We start from the raw sequence: 17,825 nt of genomic DNA, 5'->3' as shown, positions 1-17,825 counted from the left end.
ATGTCAAACTTAAGACAAGATTTACGCAATATTGCAATTATCGCGCACGTTGACCATGGGAAAACTACACTTGTGGATCAATTATTAAAACAGTCTGGAACATTCCGTACGAATGAGCATGTTGAAGAACGTGCAATGGACTCAAATGATATCGAACGTGAACGTGGTATTACAATTTTAGCTAAAAATACAGCAGTAAATTATGAAGGTACAAGAATTAATATTTTAGATACACCAGGACATGCGGACTTTGGTGGAGAAGTAGAACGTATTTTAAAAATGGTAGACGGTGTTTTACTTGTAGTTGATGCTTATGAAGGTTGTATGCCGCAAACTCGCTTTGTATTGAAAAAAGCATTAGAGCAAAAATTAACACCTATTGTTGTTGTAAATAAAGTAGATAAAGATTCAGCTCGTCCTGAAGAAGTTGTTGACGAAGTACTTGATTTACTTATTGAATTAGGTGCGGATGAAGAGCAGTTAGAGTTCCCGGTTGTATTCGCTTCAGGTGTAAATGGTACTGCATCTCTTGATCCAGACCCATCAAAACAAGAAGAAAATATGAAATGCTTATTCGAATCAATTATCGAACATATTCCTGCACCAGTAGATACTCGTGAAGAACCATTACAATTCCAAGTAGCACTACTTGACTATAATGACTTCGTTGGACGTATCGGAATTGGACGTGTATTCCGCGGGAAAATTCATGTTGGTCAACAAGTAGCCCTAATGAAACTTGATGGAACAGTGAAAAACTTCCGTGTTACAAAAATCTTTGGTTTCTTCGGTTTAAAACGTGAAGAAATCCAAGAAGCATACGCTGGTGACTTGATTGCCGTATCTGGTATGGAAGAAATCAATGTAGGGGAAACAGTATGTCCTGTGGAGCATCAAGAAGCTTTAACACCATTACGTATTGATGAGCCTACATTACAAATGACTTTCTTAGTAAACAATTCTCCATTTGCAGGCCGCGAAGGAAAATGGATTACTTCTAGAAAAATTGAAGAGCGTCTTCGTTCTCAATTACAAACAGATGTATCTCTTCGTGTAGAAGATACAGATTCACCGGATGCTTGGATCGTTTCTGGTCGTGGTGAACTTCACTTATCGATCTTAATCGAAAACATGCGTCGTGAAGGTTATGAGTTACAAGTGTCTAAACCACAAGTAATCATCCGTGAAATTGATGGCGTTAAATGTGAGCCGATTGAACGTGTACAAATCGATGTACCAGAAGAAAGCGTTGGTTCAATTATCGAATCTTTAGGTAACCGTAAAGGTGAAATGTTGGATATGATTAATGAAGGAAACGGACAAGTTCGTTTAATCTTCATGGTTCCAGCACGTGGATTAATCGGTTATACAACAGAATTCATGTCTTTAACAAAAGGTTTTGGTATCATTAACCATACTTTTGATTCTTATCAACCAGTTGTTGCGGGTCGTGTTGGTGGACGTCACCAAGGTGCACTTGTATCAATGGAAACAGGAAAAGCAACTACTTATGGTATGATGCAAATTGAAGACCGTGGTACACTATTTGTTGAACCAGGTACTGAAATTTATGAAGGTATGATCGTTGGTGAAAATAACCGTGATAACGATATTACTGTAAATATTACAAAAATGAAGCAAAAAACAAATGTACGTTCTGCAACGAAAGATGCAACGAATGTTATTAAAAAACCTCGTATCTTAACGCTAGAAGAAGCACTTGAATTTTTAGATGAAGATGAGTACTTAGAAGTAACACCAGTATCCATCCGTCTACGTAAACAAATTTTAGATAAAAATGAACGTGAAAAATTGGCGAAAAAGAAAAAATTCGCTGAACAATAAAAACGAATAGCATATCTATTGGGGAAGATGAAAGGTGTTGGGGAAGATGATACAAGCATCTGAAATGAGAGATGGAACGGAGACAGAAGTATTAAATGAGTTAACAGGTATTAGTCGATTCATTTATGAAAATGCACCAAACTATACTGTTGCTGGGTATATCGTTTTCTTTTCTATATTTATTTTATGTGCAATTGTTTATCAACTAGGATTTGCACGAAAATTAAATTTTTGGCAAAACATTGTTATTTACATCTGTCTGTTCATAGGATGTATTGTTTTGACATTCTTTGCCCTTTCATTACCTATGATGGAAGGACTAATTGTAGCAGCATTAATTCTTATTGTTTACAAAATCCGCTTATGGCGTGAAAAACGAGAAGCATCTGCTGCAGATACAAAATAATCAATGCTATTAGATATATCCTGACAAATAAGGCAAGTGGAGAAAATAGAAAGTTTTCTCTGCTTGCTTTTATTTTTATATTAAAAGCTGTATACAATAGGAATGATAATAGACAATGCCGCCAAGATAATAGAGAACCCTAAGCGCTTAATAGACAACGGCAAAAAGAGTAATCCAATTTCGATAAATCTTCTAAGCCTGCCGCCTATATTCCATTGGGTATTAACACATTTTTTCGTATTTGCATAATCTACTCTAGATAAAAGATCGAGAAAGAGGAGGTTAGAGTACGTGAAAAATTGGTTGAAGCCAAGTTTACTTGTTTTCTTTTCATTTTTAATGCTACTAGTATTGGCAGCTTGTGGTGGCGGTGAGGGGATGCAAAAAGTAAAAGTCGGTGAAGTAACGCGTTCCATTTTCTATGCCCCACTTTATGTTGCCATTGAAAATGGTTACTTTGAAGAAGAAGGACTTGAAATTGATTTATCAACGATTCCCGGTGGAGATAAAACAATGACAGCCCTATTGTCTGATGGTATAGATGTTGCTCTTGTAGGGTCAGAAACGTCAATCTATGTCGCTGCTCAAGGCGCAAACGACCCAATCAAAAACTTTGCGCAATTAACACAAACTGATGGGACGTTTTTAGTTTCTCGTGAGCCAATTGAAAACTTTACATGGGATATGTTAAAAGATTCTACATTCCTTGGCCAACGTAAAGGTGGTATGCCACAAATGGTAGGGGAGTTTGTTTTAAAACAACATGGTATTGATCCTCATGGGGATTTAGAGTTAATTCAAAATATTGATTTTGCAAATATATCAACAGCCTTTGCTTCAGGAACTGGTGATTTTGTTCAATTATTTGAACCAACTGCAAGTATTTTTGAAGAAGAAGGGGTCGGGTATATCGTAGCTTCATTTGGTACTGAGTCAGGTCATGTACCTTATACCGTATTTATGGCGAAGGATAGCTTTATGAATGCAAGTCCAGAAACAGTTGAAGCATTTACAAGAGCCATTAAAAAGGCTCAAGATTTTGTATATTCAAGCTCAGCAGAAGAAGTTGCAAATGCAATTTCTCCATATTTCGAAGATACAGAGGTTGATTTAATTGCTACAGTTGTTGACCGATATCGTGCTCAAGAATCATTTGCAAAAGATCCGATTTTAGATGAAGAAGAATGGAACAATTTACAAAATATTATGGATGAAGCTGGAGAATTACCTGAAAGAATTCCATACGAAGAACTGGTGGATACTACATTCGCAGAAAAGGTTACGGATTAAAATGAGTTTTCTAACTGTCAGCAATGTTCATCACACATATTTCTCTAGCGAAGCAGCGACTGAAGCATTACAAGATATTAATTTATCAATTGAAAAAAGTGAGTTTGTTTCATTTGTTGGACCTAGTGGTTGCGGAAAAACAACACTTTTATCAATTATCGCTGGATTGTTCCAACCTACTGCAGGAAAAGTGCTCATTGAGGATCAGGATGTTTTTGCAAATGCTGACTTGTCAATTGGTTATATGCTTCAACAAGATTATTTATTTCCATGGAAGACTATTGAGGAAAACGTAACTCTGGGGTTGAAATTACTAAATAAAAATAAAGAAGAGTCAAAGGGAATTGCATCAACACTCTTAGAAGATGTTGGCTTACCTTCGATAGAAAAAAAGTATCCTAGAGAATTATCAGGTGGAATGAGACAAAGGGTTGCATTAGCAAGAACCTTAGCGGTTGACCCAAAAATTTTATTACTTGATGAACCATTTTCGGCACTTGATTACCAATCTAAATTAAAGCTTGAAGATCTAGTCCATAAGCTAATGAAAGAATATGGGAAAACTGCTGTTCTTGTCACACATGACATTGGGGAAGCTATCGCCATGAGTGATCGGATTTTCTTATTTTCTCCAAGTCCTGGTCGATTGTATCAAACCTTTGAAGTTCCTGCTGATTTGAAAAATTTAACTCCATTCGAAGCGCGTTCACATTCAAGTTATTCCGAGCTATTCCAGACTATATGGAAGGAGCTGGAGAGCCTTGAACATCAATAAATTACATGAACAGTTTAAAGCGAATCTAAGAAAAGAAAAAAGATGGGTACGATTTTATCAGCTTTTAATTTTAATCTTATTTTTCGGACTTTGGGAAGTGGCTTCAAATTTACGTTGGATAGATCCTCTTATCTTCAGCTCACCTATTAAAATTGTAGAACTGCTTATTGAGAAGGTAAGTGATTATTCACTACTCTATCACTCTAGTTATACATTATTTGAAACCGTCCTTGGTTTTATCCTTGGGACTTTTATAGGGACAATATTAGCAGCTATTCTTTGGTGGTCACCATTTCTATCAAAAGTGCTGGATCCATATTTAGTTGTATTAAATTCAATGCCAAAGGTTGCACTTGGACCAATTTTAATCGTAGCAATGGGTCCTGGTATGAAATCGATTATCACAATGGGAGCTATTATTTCAGTTATTATATCAACAATCGTCATTTATACAGCATTTAGAACCGTTGATTCAAACTATTTAAAGGTGCTACAAACATTTAATGCGACACGTGTACAGATGTTTAAAGAAGCGATATTACCTGCCTCTTTTCCTACGATTATCTCAACCTTAAAAGTAAATGTTGGATTATCTTGGGTTGGTGTAATTGTAGGTGAATTCTTAGTGTCATCACAAGGATTAGGATATTTAATCATTTATGGCTTCCAAGTATTTAATTTCAATCTTGTACTAATGAGCTTGCTGGTAATAGCTATTTTTGCAACGATTATGTACCAGCTGGTTGAGTTATTAGAAAAAAAGTTAATTAAAGATGAATAGATGGTTCCATTTACACATAAAAAATCCTTGAACAATAAAAATGTTCAAGGATTTTTGTCATTTAACCGATAGTGAAATTTCATTACAATAACACTTTGCTAGAGACTGGAATTGTTAGTTAAATCAAAGCAATATCTCAATGTTAAAAAAATTATAGATACTCTTCTGCTTGTCTTGTTGAATTTCGGTAGAAACGGAATTTTCCCGTTGCGATTCGCGCTTCCGTTTTTTTAGAAATTCTGTCATGACAATTATCACACATATACGTATGAATAGGTCGATTACGTAATTTTTTTGAAAGTGGTAAGTCATCATTGATGTTGTTTATCGTATCACATATGACACATTTAACACGCATATACGTTCCTCCTACTCAACACGAATTGCACTAATATTTTTTATAGGATGATCGACATTAGAACCATCGCCTAATAATAAATGAACAGGCCCATCCTCTGTAAGCGGTTTACCATCCTGGCTGAATTTAAAGATCAATGTATTTGCCTCTTCAAGGGAAAATGAATGCTCTGAACCATCCTTACATTCAAAAACAACACGAGTAGCATCATCTTGTACGCCTGCGTTTTTAAGGAAATATTTTATTTCAATGCCAAATGTACCAGTTTTCATACCTTGGCGATCAAACTTTCTTTCAGTTTTTAAAGTAGGTGGAAATGTAGCACCTTCCATTATTTCTCTCGACCAATGTTTACCCATAGCGAGTAAATATTTTAAGTCTTCTGATTCGTGCTCATTTTTTTCTGTAAAATATGTTTTTAAATCAAGACGACGATCGTCGAATATCCAAACAGTAGGATCTAATGTGATTTTATATGTAACAGCACCTTTTATAGGAATGATATTTTCCATGTTCTACTACTCCCCCTAAAATAGATATCATGTACAGTATAACGCTTGTAGGATAAATTAATAAAGAAATATAATTTAGTATGACTCAATTAGTGTGAATTCACTTGCTTTTTTATCTTTCAAAAGATAAACTTTATAAAGATAGAATAGAAGAAATATCAAATGATGGGGGCGTCCTCATGGATACGAAAAGTCAAGCTTCCTTTCAAGAGAAAGCTTTAGAATTATTACTTCATGATGCAGATAAAATTGCAAAATTAATAAAAGTTCAGATGGATCATTTAACAATGCCGTCTTGTCCTTTATATGAAGAAGTATTAGATACACAGATGTTTGGGCTATCTAGAGAAATTGATTTTGCAGTAAAACTAGATTTAATTTCGCGTGAAAAGGGAAAACAGATTCTAGATACACTCGAAAAAGAACTATCTTTATTGCACGATGCATATACAAACAAATAATAGAATCAACTCAAAACGCTGTAGATGCGATTTGAGTTTTTTTTCTAATGAAGAGGTTTTAGGTAATGAGAAAATACATTGCATATTATGTGAGGAATTTTGATTATCCTATATTTTTTACATATGTGTTTTTATGTTTATTTGGGCTAATCATGATTTATAGTTCAAGCATGATGGTTGCTATTGTTCAAGAAGAAGCGCCACCTGATTATTTTTATAATAAACAGTTAATAAATTTAGTTATTTCATCGCTAGTATTTCTTTTTGGCGCATTTTTACCATATAAACACTATAGCAATAAGAAATTGATGGTAGCAATGACGGCGGGTATGATATTCATACTAGTTTGGCTTTGGTTTTTTGGTGTAGGTATGGAACAAACCGGTTCGAAAAGTTGGATTGATTTAGGGGTAATGAATTTCCAACCATCCGAAGTTGCAAAGCTATTTGTAATTTTGTATTTTGCTGGTGCCTTTTATAGAAAAAGTCTAAATAATCCTCTAGAAAATTTACAGCCAAACAATATTATTTACCCTATTATCATCTGGATTTTTATCATTTTCTGTGTTGCGAATGAGACAGATCTAGGTGCGGTTATTATATTATCTGGTATAGCATTTGCGGTAGTTGCAGCAAGTGGAATGAGCTTTAAAGCATATCTTAAATTCTTCTCCGTTCTAGGGTTACTTGGTGGCGCGTTGATGGGTTTTATACTACTTGTAAAAGGGGATAGTATTTTTACTGACAATCGATTAGGTCGATTACAGTCATTTTTAAATCCATTTGAATATGAATCTGGTTCAGGACACCAAGTTATAAATGGTTATATAGCAATAGGTTCAGGTGGTCTAGAAGGGGTCGGACTAGGACAATCAGTACAAAAGCTAGGTTATTTACCAGAACCGCAAACAGACTTTATAATGGCAATAATAGCAGAGGAATTGGGGATTTTTGGTGTTATTCTAGTATTAGGTGGTCTAGGTTTTATCGTTTTTAGAGGCTTATATATTGCTATGAAAACTAAAGATCCACTAGCTAGAATGATTTCTGCTGGTATTGCTAGCTGGTTAGCCATCCAAACTTTTATTAATTTAGGTGGGGTTTCCGGTTTGATTCCTTTAACAGGTGTTACTTTACCATTTATCAGTTATGGGGGTTCTTCTTTAATCATGCTATCACTAGCTATGGGTATACTGATAAATGTCTCTATGTATGTAAAGTTAGAAAAGAAAAAACAATAGGGGTGGGAAGATGAGAAAGATTCACAAGATTTTAGTAGCAAACAGAGGGGAAATTGCGATACGTATATTTAGAGCTTGTAATGAACTAAACATACGAACAGTGGCCATTTATTCAAGGGAGGATAGCGGTTCACATCATCGCTATAAATCTGATGAATCCTATTTAGTTGGAGTTGGGAAAAAACCTATCGATGCTTATTTAGATATTGATGGAATTATCGAAATCGCAAAACATGCCAATGTTGATGCAATACATCCTGGATATGGTTTTTTATCTGAAAATGTCCATTTTGCAAGACGCTGTGAAGAAGAAGGTATTATTTTTATTGGACCTAAATCAGAGCATTTAGATATGTTCGGGGATAAAGTAAAGGCAAGACAGCAAGCGATCAATGCTAAAATTCCAGTAATTCCAGGAAGTGATGGGCCAGTCAGTTCACTTGCTGAATTAGAAGCCTTTGGGGATACTTATGGCTACCCTTTAATGATAAAAGCTGCTCTTGGTGGCGGTGGCCGTGGAATGCGTTTAGTTCAATCTCAAGATGAATTGGCATCGAGCTATGAACGGGCAAAATCTGAAGCAAAAGCTGCATTCGGATCAGATGAAGTATATGTTGAAAAGGCAATTATAAAACCGAAGCATATAGAAGTACAGATATTAGGAGATAGCATTGGGAATATCATTCACTTATATGAAAGAGATTGTTCGATCCAACGTAGACATCAAAAGGTAGTTGAAATTGCACCTTCAAATGCGCTTCAAAAAGATCTTCGCGATCGAATTTGTAATGCAGCTGTTCAGTTAATGAAAAATGTAAATTATATCAATGCAGGAACAGTTGAATTTTTAGTTGCTGAAGATGAATTTTACTTCATTGAAGTTAATCCGCGAATTCAAGTTGAACATACAATTACAGAAATGATTACAGGTATTGATATTGTTCACGCACAAATTAAAGTGGCAGAAGGATATGCATTACATTCAGATTATATTAATATTCCAAAGCAAAGTGATATTCCATTATTCGGCTATGCGATACAATCACGTGTGACAACAGAAGATCCTGCAAACAATTTTATGCCTGACACAGGTAAAATAATGGTTTATCGCTCTAGTGGTGGATTTGGTGTTCGTTTAGATGCGGGGAATGGCTTCCAAGGGGCTGTTGTAACGCCGTACTATGATTCTCTATTAGTTAAAATATCTACTTGGGGAAATACATTTAGTGAAGCTGCAGCTAAAATGGACAGAAATTTGCGAGAATTCCGTATTCGTGGAGTGAAAACGAATATTCCGTTTTTAGAAAATGTAGTAAAGCATACTAAATTTATTTCTGGTGACTTTGATACAAGCTTTATTGATTCAACACCAGAATTATTTGAATTTCCTATTCGAAAAGACCGTGGAACAAAACTATTAAACTACATTGGAAATGTAACCCTAAATGGCTTTCCAGGTATCGAAAAGCAGAAGAAACCGATTTTCGTTCAGCCTACAAAGCCAAATATTAGTTTAAAGACAGATATTCCTGCTGGAACAAAACAAATTTTAGACAGCCGAGGCGCAGATGGTCTGGTTGAATGGATAAAAGAACAACAAAATGTGTTAATTACCGATACTACTTTCCGTGATGCACATCAATCACTTCTTGCGACGAGAGTAAGATCTCAGGATATGTATCAAATTGCTGATTACAATGCCCGTCTGTTACACAATTTCTTCTCCTTTGAATTATGGGGTGGGGCAACGTTTGACGTAGCATATAGATTCCTTAAAGAAGATCCTTGGGCACGTTTAGAAAAGCTTCGTGAACAAATGCCAAATGTATTGTTCCAGATGCTATTAAGAGGCGCGAATGCAGTAGGCTATAAAAATTATCCTGATAATTTAATTCGAGAGTTTATTAAAGAATCTGCTAACGCTGGAGTTGATGTATTCCGTATTTTTGATAGTTTAAACTGGATAAAAGGTATGGAAATTGCGATTGATGAAGTTCGTCAAACTGGTAAAATCGCTGAAGCGGCAGTTTGTTATACAGGAGATATATTGGATGATTCAAGAGCGAAATACACAGTTCAGTACTATAAAGATATGGCGAAAGAGCTTGAAGCACAGGGTGCACACATATTAGCGATTAAAGATATGGCAGGTTTACTCAAGCCGGAAGCAGCATATCGCCTCGTATCAGAGTTGAAGGACGCAACGAACTTACCTATCCATCTTCATACCCATGATACAAGTGGGAATGGTATTTACACTTATGCCAAGGCAATTGAAGCGGGCGTCGATATCATTGATACTGCGCTAGGCTCTATGTCAGGATTAACTTCTCAGCCAAGCATCAATTCACTTTATTATGCAATGAAAGGTAGTAAACGTGAGATTAAGGCAGATATCGAGGCACTTGAGCAACTATCCTATTATTGGGAAGATGTTCGTAGCTTCTACAGTGATTTTGAAAGTGGTATGAAGAGTCCGCATTCTGAAATATATGTTCACGAAATGCCAGGTGGACAATATAGTAATCTACAGCAGCAAGCAAAAGCAGTAGGATTAGGCGATCGCTGGGAAGAAGTGAAAAAGATGTATTCCCGTGTGAATATGTTGTTTGGTGACATTGTAAAAGTAACGCCATCATCAAAGGTCGTTGGCGATATGGCTTTGTTCATGGTGCAAAACGATTTGAATGAAGAGAATATCTATACAAGAGGGTTATCAATTGATTTTCCAGATTCAGTAGTTGAATTGTTCCAAGGATATTTAGGTCAAGTTCATGGGGGATTCCCGCAAGAGTTACAAAAAGTAATCCTAAAGGATAAAGAAGCAATAACTGTCCGCCCTGGTGAATTACTTGAGCCTGTTGATTTCAATCAAATTCAAAATATGCTATCTCAAAAGTTCAACCGTGAAATGTCGAAGCAGGATGTATTAGCTTATGCATTATATCCAAAAGTATTTGAAGACTATTTATCAGCTACTGATTCTTTTGGCGATATCTCTGTGTTAGATACACCAACATTCCTTTATGGTCTTAAGCTCGGTGAGGAAATAGAGGTTGAGATTGAAAAAGGGAAGACGTTAATTATAAAGTTGATTGAAATTGGTGAACCGCAACATGATGGAACACGTATTCTTTACTTTGAATTAAATGGTCAATCTCGAGAACTCGTTATTCAGGACTTAACTGTTGAGGTCGACGGTAAAATTACTTTAAAGGCAGATCCAAGTAATCCAAATCAAATTGGTGCTACAATGCCAGGAACTGTGTTAAAAGTAGTTGTATCAAAAGGAAGCCCCGTAAAACGTGGAGATCATTTATTAATTACTGAAGCAATGAAAATGGAAACGACTGTCCAAGCACCAAAAGACGGTGTAGTAAAAGAAGTATATGCAAAAGCTGGAGACGCCATTTCTACTGGAGATTTGTTGATAGAATTTGAATAAGGAATTTAATTTATAGGATTTTCTCTAAACCATAGCCAAACTGGAACATAGATTCGAGTTTGTTTATGGTTTTTTATTTGAAAAAAACTTTCGCAAAACAGCATCTTCATAGACAAAATATAAAAAGAGGAATCTCACCATACAGATGTGATTCCTCTTTCTCCATTATAATTACATATTTCTCTTTTCATTATGATTGCTCCGCGCGATTAATAAAATCATGTAGCAGAACATTCCAAACAATAATGTAATAAACAATGAGTGCAGTAATGATACGAATAAATCAAGCAGTGTTAATACTACTAACATACCGGCAATGACTTGCAATACTACTAGGGTAAAGTTTACGATCCATCCCCAGTAGATAACGCGCTGATCTTTATAATGCTTCACTGCATACCAAGTAATATAAGCGATCCAAATAAAGATAATTAGAACTGCAATACGGTGTCCCATTTGCACCCATTGGTACATATTGTTCGGTAATGCAAAGGGCTGACTGTTGTCACAGAATGGCCAATCTAAACATACAAGGGAAGACCCTGTATGGCGAACAAGTGCACCAGTATAGATGACAATATATGAATAAAGTGTGACTCCGACCGTATGCCATTTAAGTTTTTTATCTATAAATACCTTATCAGCATCGAACTTCGTATCTACTTCAAATACGATCATTGACAATAACAATATCGCAGCAAATGAAATTAAAGAAATACCAAAATGAAGGGCTAAAATGAAATCGCCTTGCCCCCAAAGTACTTGTGCAGCACCAATTAACGCTTGTGCTAACAAGAAGAAGATTGCCAGTACACCTAAAAACTTCACTTCTCGAATATGTCCTAGCTTTCGCCAAGTCATAATAACTAAGAGAAGTACAAGGATTGAAACAGCACCAGTAACTAATCGATGTGAAAATTCTATTAATACTTCTGTTGTTATTTTTGTAGGAATAAGCTCACCATTACAGCCAGGCCAATGTCTACCGCAGCCTAAACCGCTATCTGTTTTTGTAACAAGTGCGCCACCTAATAAAATAAATAACATACCGAGTGTTGTTGCAACTGCAATCCATTTTAATAGTTTATTTTGTCTTTGTTGCATAAAAGAACACCTTCTTTATCTATAAAAAACGCTATTAAAGCGTTACTGCCATTTATGATGATAGCGAATAAATGGATAAAAGACAACTTCAAACGAGATTCACATAATAGAAGGTAGAGCTATTTCACAAATTGTTCACAACTTTGTATCTTAACTTTCACAAAAATAGGAGTAAAATGCGTTAATATAGTGCTATTGTGTTTTTAATCCTGCAAACAATTCCATTTCGACTATCTTGTTCTAAATTTCACTTAATATCTAGAAATCAAGAACAAATTTCGATATAGTTATTGTGAGCGGAATATGCTTACAAAAATGAAAGGAGGAAATTATGTCAAACGATAGAGCACTAACTGCTGCTAGAAAAACAGGTCCTGTTACTAATTCTTTTCTAAAAGATTTTCTCGCGCTTATCAAGATAGGAATTGTTAATTCTAATTTAGTAACAACCTTTACTGGTATGTGGTTAGCATTTCAGTTTACAGGTTTGCACTTTCTGCAATATCTTGATTTAATCGCTTACACGATGTTAGGTGCTGCTTTAATTATTGGTGGATCTGCGGCGATGAATAATTACATAGATCAGGATATTGATCCAATAATGAAAAGAACGAAAGCAAGACCAACTGTAACTGGCAGATTTAAACCAAACATCGTTTTGACAATATCTCTTTCATTTTTAATTGTAGGCGAAATTTTGTTATTTACGGCATCAATCGTTGCCGGCATGTGGGGACTAATTGGTATATTAGCTTATGTAGTTCTTTATACTATTTGGGCTAAAAGAAGGTTTGTAAGTAACACGGTAGTAGGAAGTATATCCGGTGCAATTCCACCTATCATTGGCTGGGCTGCTGTAGATCCTACATTCAGTTGGGAAACACTAGCATTATTCTTAATTATGTTTGCATGGCAACCACCGCATTTTTATGCACTTGCAATGAAACGTAAAAATGAATATAGTGCTGCAAATATACCGATGCTACCTGTTGTGAAAGGTTTTAGAAGGACAAAAATATCAATGCTACTTTGGATTTTGTTGTTAATACCGTTACCGTTCTTATTATATAAGTTAGGTATAGTATTCTTAGTACTAGCAACATTATTAAACTTAGGATGGCTATGTTTAGCGATTTCTGGTTTTAGCACAAAAGATGATATAAAATGGGCAAATAAAATGTTTGTCTATTCGTTAAATCACATGACAACAACCTTTGTTTTAATGATCATCTTTGCGATATTTATTTAGCTTGCTAATTTGAATTCTTCTTAGAATCATTCATAAGAATTACTTATTAGCACAACTTAATATCTAAAACAGCGTGTGTAATCATTTTAAATTAAGGGGATTCTTCTTAAGATTAGAATTCACATATATAGCAAATACCAATGTCCTAATTTACACATGATAATACAACAAAGAAAGAGGGGTTTTATTAAGCTATGATGAAAGGGCTTAAAAAATGGCGTCTATTTTCGCTATTGGCAGTAATGACAGTTTTTCTTTCAGCTTGTGGTGAAGAATATATTTCTACACTTCAACCAGCTGGTGCAGTTGGGAAAGAACAATTTAATTTATTGTTATTCTCAATTACAATCATGACGCTAGTTGTAGTAGTTGTTTCTGTTATTTATTTATATGCTTTTGTTAAATTCCGCCGATCTAAAGTAGGCGAAGACCACATGCCAAAACAAGTTGAAGGTAGTCATGTACTTGAAACAATTTGGACAGTGATTCCGATTGTACTTTTAATAATCTTAGCTGTACCAACTTTAACGTCTACTTATAAATTTGCCGATGTAGCGGCAATGGATGAAGTGGATGAAAATAATGAAAAAGTTGCTTTAACAGTAAATGTAACAGCAAAATTATACTGGTGGGAGTTCGAATATCCTGATTTAGGTATCGTAACAGCACAAGAATTAGTTGTTCCTACTGGTGAAAAAGTGTACTTCAATTTAAAAGCTGCAGATGTTAAGCACTCATTCTGGATTCCATCTATCGGTGGTAAGATGGATACGAACGTAGACAATATTAATAAGTTCTACCTAGAATTTGATGAAGAATCAGAAGACTTAAAAGACGGCGTATTCTATGGTAAATGTGCTGAGCTTTGCGGTCCTTCACACGCTTTAATGGATTTCAAAGTTAAAACTTTATCTCCAGAAGCATTCGATACTTGGGTTGCTTCAATGAAAGATACAGAAGGACAAACAGCTGATGCTGAATCTACTGATTTAGGTGAAGCAACATTTGCTGCAAACTGTTTAGGCTGTCACGCCGTTACATCTGTAACTGGTATGCCTACAGGAGCTGCAATGGGACCAAATTTAACTACATTTGGCGATCGTAGCCATATCGCTGGTTTCTTAGATCATACTAAAGAAAACTTGGTAAAATGGATTGATGATCCAGAAGAGTACAAACCAGGTAACTTGATGTCAGGTAAGTATAATGAATTATCAGACGAAGAAATCAGTGCAGTAGCAGACTATATCATGAGCTTATCTGTAGAACAATAAATAGATCTAGATTGAAACTTTGAAGGAGGTTAAGGTTGTGAGCTCTGTCGCAATTGGTAACAAAAAGGGCTTTGGAGCAACTCTTTGGGACTATTTAACAACTGTTGACCATAAAAAACTAGGGATTATGTATTTCTTAGCTGGATTACTATTCTTTGCAATCGCTGGTTTTGAAGCATTATTAATGCGTATACAGTTGATGGTACCAAATAATGATTTTGTTGCTGCAGGCCTATTTAATGAGTTATTAACAATGCACGGTACAACAATGCTATTCTTAGCAGCGACACCGTTGCTATTTGGTTTTATGAATGCCGTTGTGCCATTACAAATTGGTGCACGTGACGTTGCATTTCCATTCCTAAATTCACTAGGATTTTGGTTGTTCTTCCTAGGTGCTCTTTTTATGCATCTTTCATTCTTCCTTGGAGGAGCGCCTGATGCAGGTTGGACTTCTTATGCATCATTATCTTTATATTCACCTGGTCATGGTATTGACTTCTATGTATTAGGTTTACAAATTTCTGGTGCTGGTACATTAATCTCTGGTATTAACTTCATTGTAACGATTATTACAATGCGTGCACCTGGTATGACGTTCATGCGTATGCCATTATTTACTTGGACTACTTTAATTTCAAGTTCATTAATTTTATTCGCATTCCCTCCACTAACTGTAGGTTTATTCTTCATGTTAGTTGACCGTATGTTCGGAGCAAACTTCTTCGACCATACAATGGGTGGTAACACAATTATTTGGGAACACTTATTCTGGATCTTCGGACACCCAGAAGTTTATATCTTAGTATTACCTGCATTCGGATTATTCTCTGAAATTATTCCGGTATTTGCTCGTAAACGTTTATTCGGATACTCATCAATGGTATTCGCTACAATCTTAATCGGTTTCTTAGGATTCATGGTTTGGGCTCACCATATGTTCACAACTGGACTTGGGCCAACAGCTAACGCAATCTTCGCTGTTGCTACAATGGCAATCGCGGTTCCAACAGGTATGAAGGTATTTAACTGGATTCTTACTATTTGGGGCGGTTCGATTAAAGTAACAGTACCAATGATTTATGCTTTAGGATTTATTCCATCATTCGTAGCTGGTGGGGTTACAGGTGTTATGCAGGCAACTGCACCACTTGACTATCAATTACATGATTCATACTTTATCGTTGCCCATTTCCACTACGTAATTGTTGGTGGTATCGTATTAGCCATTTTTGGTGCAGCACATTACTACTGGCCAATTATGTTTAACCGTGCAATGAATGATAAATTAGGCTTTATTGTTTTCTGGTTCTTCTTTATTGGGTTCCATTTAACATTCTTTATCCAACACTTCTTAGGTTTAATGGGTATGCCACGTCGTGTATTCACTTACCAAGCAGATCAAGGTTGGGATTTATTTAACTTCATTTCATCTATCGGTGCCATCTTAATGGCTATCGGTGTATTATTATTAGTGCTTAACATGTTATTATCGATTAAGTCTAAACCACTTAATACGCGTGACTACTGGAAAGATGGTCGTTCACTTGAATGGGCAATTAAAACACCAGTACCATTCTATAACTTTAAACAAACTCCACTTGTACGTGGATATGATCCTTATTGGATTGAAAAACATGAAGGTAATCCTGAAGGTATGACATATGCAGAACCACTTGGTGATATTCATATGCCAAACAACTCAATCTTACCGTTAATCATGTCAATTGGTTTATTTGTTGCAGCATTCGGTGCGTTATACAATCCAGATGCAGACAAACCATGGTCAATTTATTTATTAATTATTGGTCTTGGAATTACAGTTCTAGCAATGATTACACGTTCATTTAAAGATGACTTAGGTTATCATGTTCATAAAGAGGATATTATTCCTTATGAAGAAGAACTTTATGGAAAAGGGGGTAACAAATAATGGATATCAACACTAAATTCACCCCAAAATCTTGGCCAGATCATGCTGAGCAAGCAACTGTTGAAGGAAAAAATAAATTCGTTGGAATTTGGATTTTCATTTGTAGTGATATTGTATTGTTTGCCAGTGTATTTGCTACTTACCTTTCATTAAAAGATAGAGGTCCTGCTGGAATGGAATTTTCAGCAGCTGATTTATTCGGCCTTGAGTTAGCATTTGTCATGACAATGTTACTTTTAACTTCTTCATTAACAAGTGTTTATGCAATGTATCATATGAAAAACCATAATTTTAAAGGCGTTCAAACTTGGATGATCGTTACAGTTCTATTAGGACTTGGATTCCTTGGTCTAGAAATTTATGAGTTTGTGGAGTATGTACACGAAGGATTTACTTATACTCAATCAGCGTTCGCTTCATCGTTCTATACGTTAGTTGGAACACATGGATTACACGTTGTAATTGGTTTAGTATGGATGACAGGTTTAATTATCCGTAACTTTAAACGCGGATTAAACCTTTACAATGCGCCCAAATACTTTGCAGCGTCAATTTATTGGCACTTCATCGATGTTGTTTGGGTATTCATTTTCACTGTAGTTTACTTAATGGGGGTGCTAGGATAAATGGGACACGATACACATGTTCATGAAAAATCTCAAGCACAGTACGATTATGATCGTCGTAAAAACGCAGTTGAAATGCGTAAACAAGTAGTAAACTTTGCGATTATGATTTTCTTTACTTTCATCGCCTTTGCGGTTGTAATTGCAGATTTTTCACCTTATTTTATTAAGCCAATCATTTTACTTATGGCTGGTGTTCAAGTAGTTTTACAACTTTATTCATTCATGCATATGGGTGAGAAAAAAGCAGCACACATTGGTGTTATTAATACTTTTGTGTGGATGGGTGGAGTAATCGCATTTACATTCTTCCTTGCTTTCTTAACTATCATTTGGTGGTAAGAAATTAAGCTTAAAGTTGCAGGTAGGTTGTTTAAACAACTTATCTGCACTTTTTTTTGGATTAAGGTACTATAATTGTCATAGTTCGTTCATTGATGTTAAGATGTAAGCGTTCTATAATAAAATATTGAAAAGAACAAATACGCCTTGGCGTGTACTTGCAACTGCCGTAAGTTTTCGGTG

Annotated in this window: 16 protein-coding genes; 13 read left to right on the top strand and 3 right to left on the bottom strand. The window is 35.6% G+C overall.

What is annotated here, in order from left to right:
* From typA to CD30_RS02365, 5 genes are all read left to right on the top strand, one after another.
* Entirely contained in the window at positions 1-1,845 is a 1,845-nt protein-coding gene (typA, locus tag CD30_RS02385; protein WP_036172004.1) for a translational GTPase TypA, read from the top strand.
* 46 nt (positions 1,846-1,891) lie between these two features.
* On the top strand, positions 1,892-2,251 hold the full coding sequence (locus CD30_RS02380; protein ID WP_036172000.1) for a YlaH-like family protein: 360 nt from the start codon (positions 1,892-1,894) through the stop codon (positions 2,249-2,251).
* Between the two features lie 291 nt (positions 2,252-2,542).
* Positions 2,543-3,541, top strand: coding sequence for an ABC transporter substrate-binding protein (locus CD30_RS02375; RefSeq protein ID WP_036171998.1), 999 nt, complete (start codon positions 2,543-2,545; stop codon positions 3,539-3,541).
* A 1-nt stretch (position 3,542) separates the two neighbouring features.
* Entirely contained in the window at positions 3,543-4,316 is a 774-nt protein-coding gene (locus CD30_RS02370) for an ABC transporter ATP-binding protein (protein WP_036171995.1), read from the top strand.
* Positions 4,303-5,097, top strand: coding sequence for an ABC transporter permease (locus tag CD30_RS02365; RefSeq protein ID WP_036171992.1), 795 nt, complete (start codon positions 4,303-4,305; stop codon positions 5,095-5,097). Before CD30_RS02370 ends, CD30_RS02365 begins: the two co-directional genes overlap by 14 nt.
* Before the next feature lie 151 nt (positions 5,098-5,248).
* Here CD30_RS02365 and CD30_RS02360 read toward each other — a convergent pair whose 3' ends face one another.
* Entirely contained in the window at positions 5,249-5,455 is a 207-nt protein-coding gene (locus CD30_RS02360; RefSeq protein ID WP_036171989.1) for a YlaI family protein, read from the bottom strand.
* Positions 5,456-5,466: 11 nt separating this feature from the next.
* Positions 5,467-5,967: a molybdopterin-binding protein gene (locus tag CD30_RS02355; protein ID WP_036171986.1), complete on the bottom strand. Its 501-nt coding sequence runs from the start codon at positions 5,965-5,967 to the stop codon at positions 5,467-5,469.
* A 179-nt stretch (positions 5,968-6,146) separates the two neighbouring features.
* Between CD30_RS02355 and CD30_RS02350 the strand changes: the two genes are divergently transcribed.
* The 3 genes from CD30_RS02350 to pyc all read left to right on the top strand — a co-directional run bounded on the left by CD30_RS02350 (position 6,147) and on the right by pyc (position 11,114).
* Positions 6,147-6,428, top strand: coding sequence for an Fpa/YlaN family protein (locus tag CD30_RS02350; protein ID WP_036171983.1), 282 nt, complete (start codon positions 6,147-6,149; stop codon positions 6,426-6,428).
* A gap of 65 nt (positions 6,429-6,493) precedes the next feature.
* Positions 6,494-7,669: an FtsW/RodA/SpoVE family cell cycle protein gene (locus CD30_RS02345; protein ID WP_036171980.1), complete on the top strand. Its 1,176-nt coding sequence runs from the start codon at positions 6,494-6,496 to the stop codon at positions 7,667-7,669.
* Positions 7,670-7,679: 10 nt separating this feature from the next.
* Positions 7,680-11,114 (top strand): pyruvate carboxylase, encoded by a 3,435-nt coding sequence (gene pyc / locus CD30_RS02340; protein ID WP_036171976.1) that lies wholly within the window; start codon positions 7,680-7,682, stop codon positions 11,112-11,114.
* A 171-nt stretch (positions 11,115-11,285) separates the two neighbouring features.
* Here pyc and CD30_RS02335 read toward each other — a convergent pair whose 3' ends face one another.
* The gene (locus tag CD30_RS02335; protein ID WP_036171973.1) at positions 11,286-12,218 is read right to left on the bottom strand and encodes a COX15/CtaA family protein; all 933 of its coding nucleotides are present in this window, start codon (positions 12,216-12,218) and stop codon (positions 11,286-11,288) included.
* A 331-nt stretch (positions 12,219-12,549) separates the two neighbouring features.
* Here CD30_RS02335 and cyoE point away from each other — a divergent pair, with 331 nt between their 5' ends.
* The 5 genes from cyoE (at position 12,550) to CD30_RS02310 (ending at position 17,642) form a co-directional block, all read left to right on the top strand.
* A complete protein-coding gene (gene cyoE, locus CD30_RS02330; RefSeq protein ID WP_036171970.1) occupies positions 12,550-13,467 on the top strand; it encodes a heme o synthase in 918 nt (305 codons plus the stop codon).
* A gap of 194 nt (positions 13,468-13,661) precedes the next feature.
* Positions 13,662-14,741: a cytochrome c oxidase subunit II gene (gene coxB / locus CD30_RS02325; protein WP_036171968.1), complete on the top strand. Its 1,080-nt coding sequence runs from the start codon at positions 13,662-13,664 to the stop codon at positions 14,739-14,741.
* 37 nt (positions 14,742-14,778) lie between these two features.
* Complete coding sequence (locus CD30_RS02320) at positions 14,779-16,674, top strand: cytochrome c oxidase subunit I (protein ID WP_036171961.1); 1,896 nt, start codon at positions 14,779-14,781, stop codon at positions 16,672-16,674.
* Positions 16,674-17,300, top strand: a complete 627-nt coding sequence (locus tag CD30_RS02315) for a cytochrome c oxidase subunit 3 (protein WP_036171957.1) — start codon at positions 16,674-16,676, stop codon at positions 17,298-17,300. Before CD30_RS02320 ends, CD30_RS02315 begins: the two co-directional genes overlap by 1 nt.
* Positions 17,301-17,642 (top strand): cytochrome C oxidase subunit IV family protein, encoded by a 342-nt coding sequence (locus CD30_RS02310; RefSeq protein WP_036171955.1) that lies wholly within the window; start codon positions 17,301-17,303, stop codon positions 17,640-17,642.
* Positions 17,643-17,825: the final 183 nt, after the last annotated feature.

The organism is Ureibacillus massiliensis 4400831 = CIP 108448 = CCUG 49529 (assembly GCF_000772965.1).
Classification (GTDB): Bacteria; Bacillota; Bacilli; order Bacillales_A; family Planococcaceae; genus Ureibacillus; species Ureibacillus massiliensis.
This window is presented reverse-complemented; position numbering and strand designations above follow the sequence as displayed.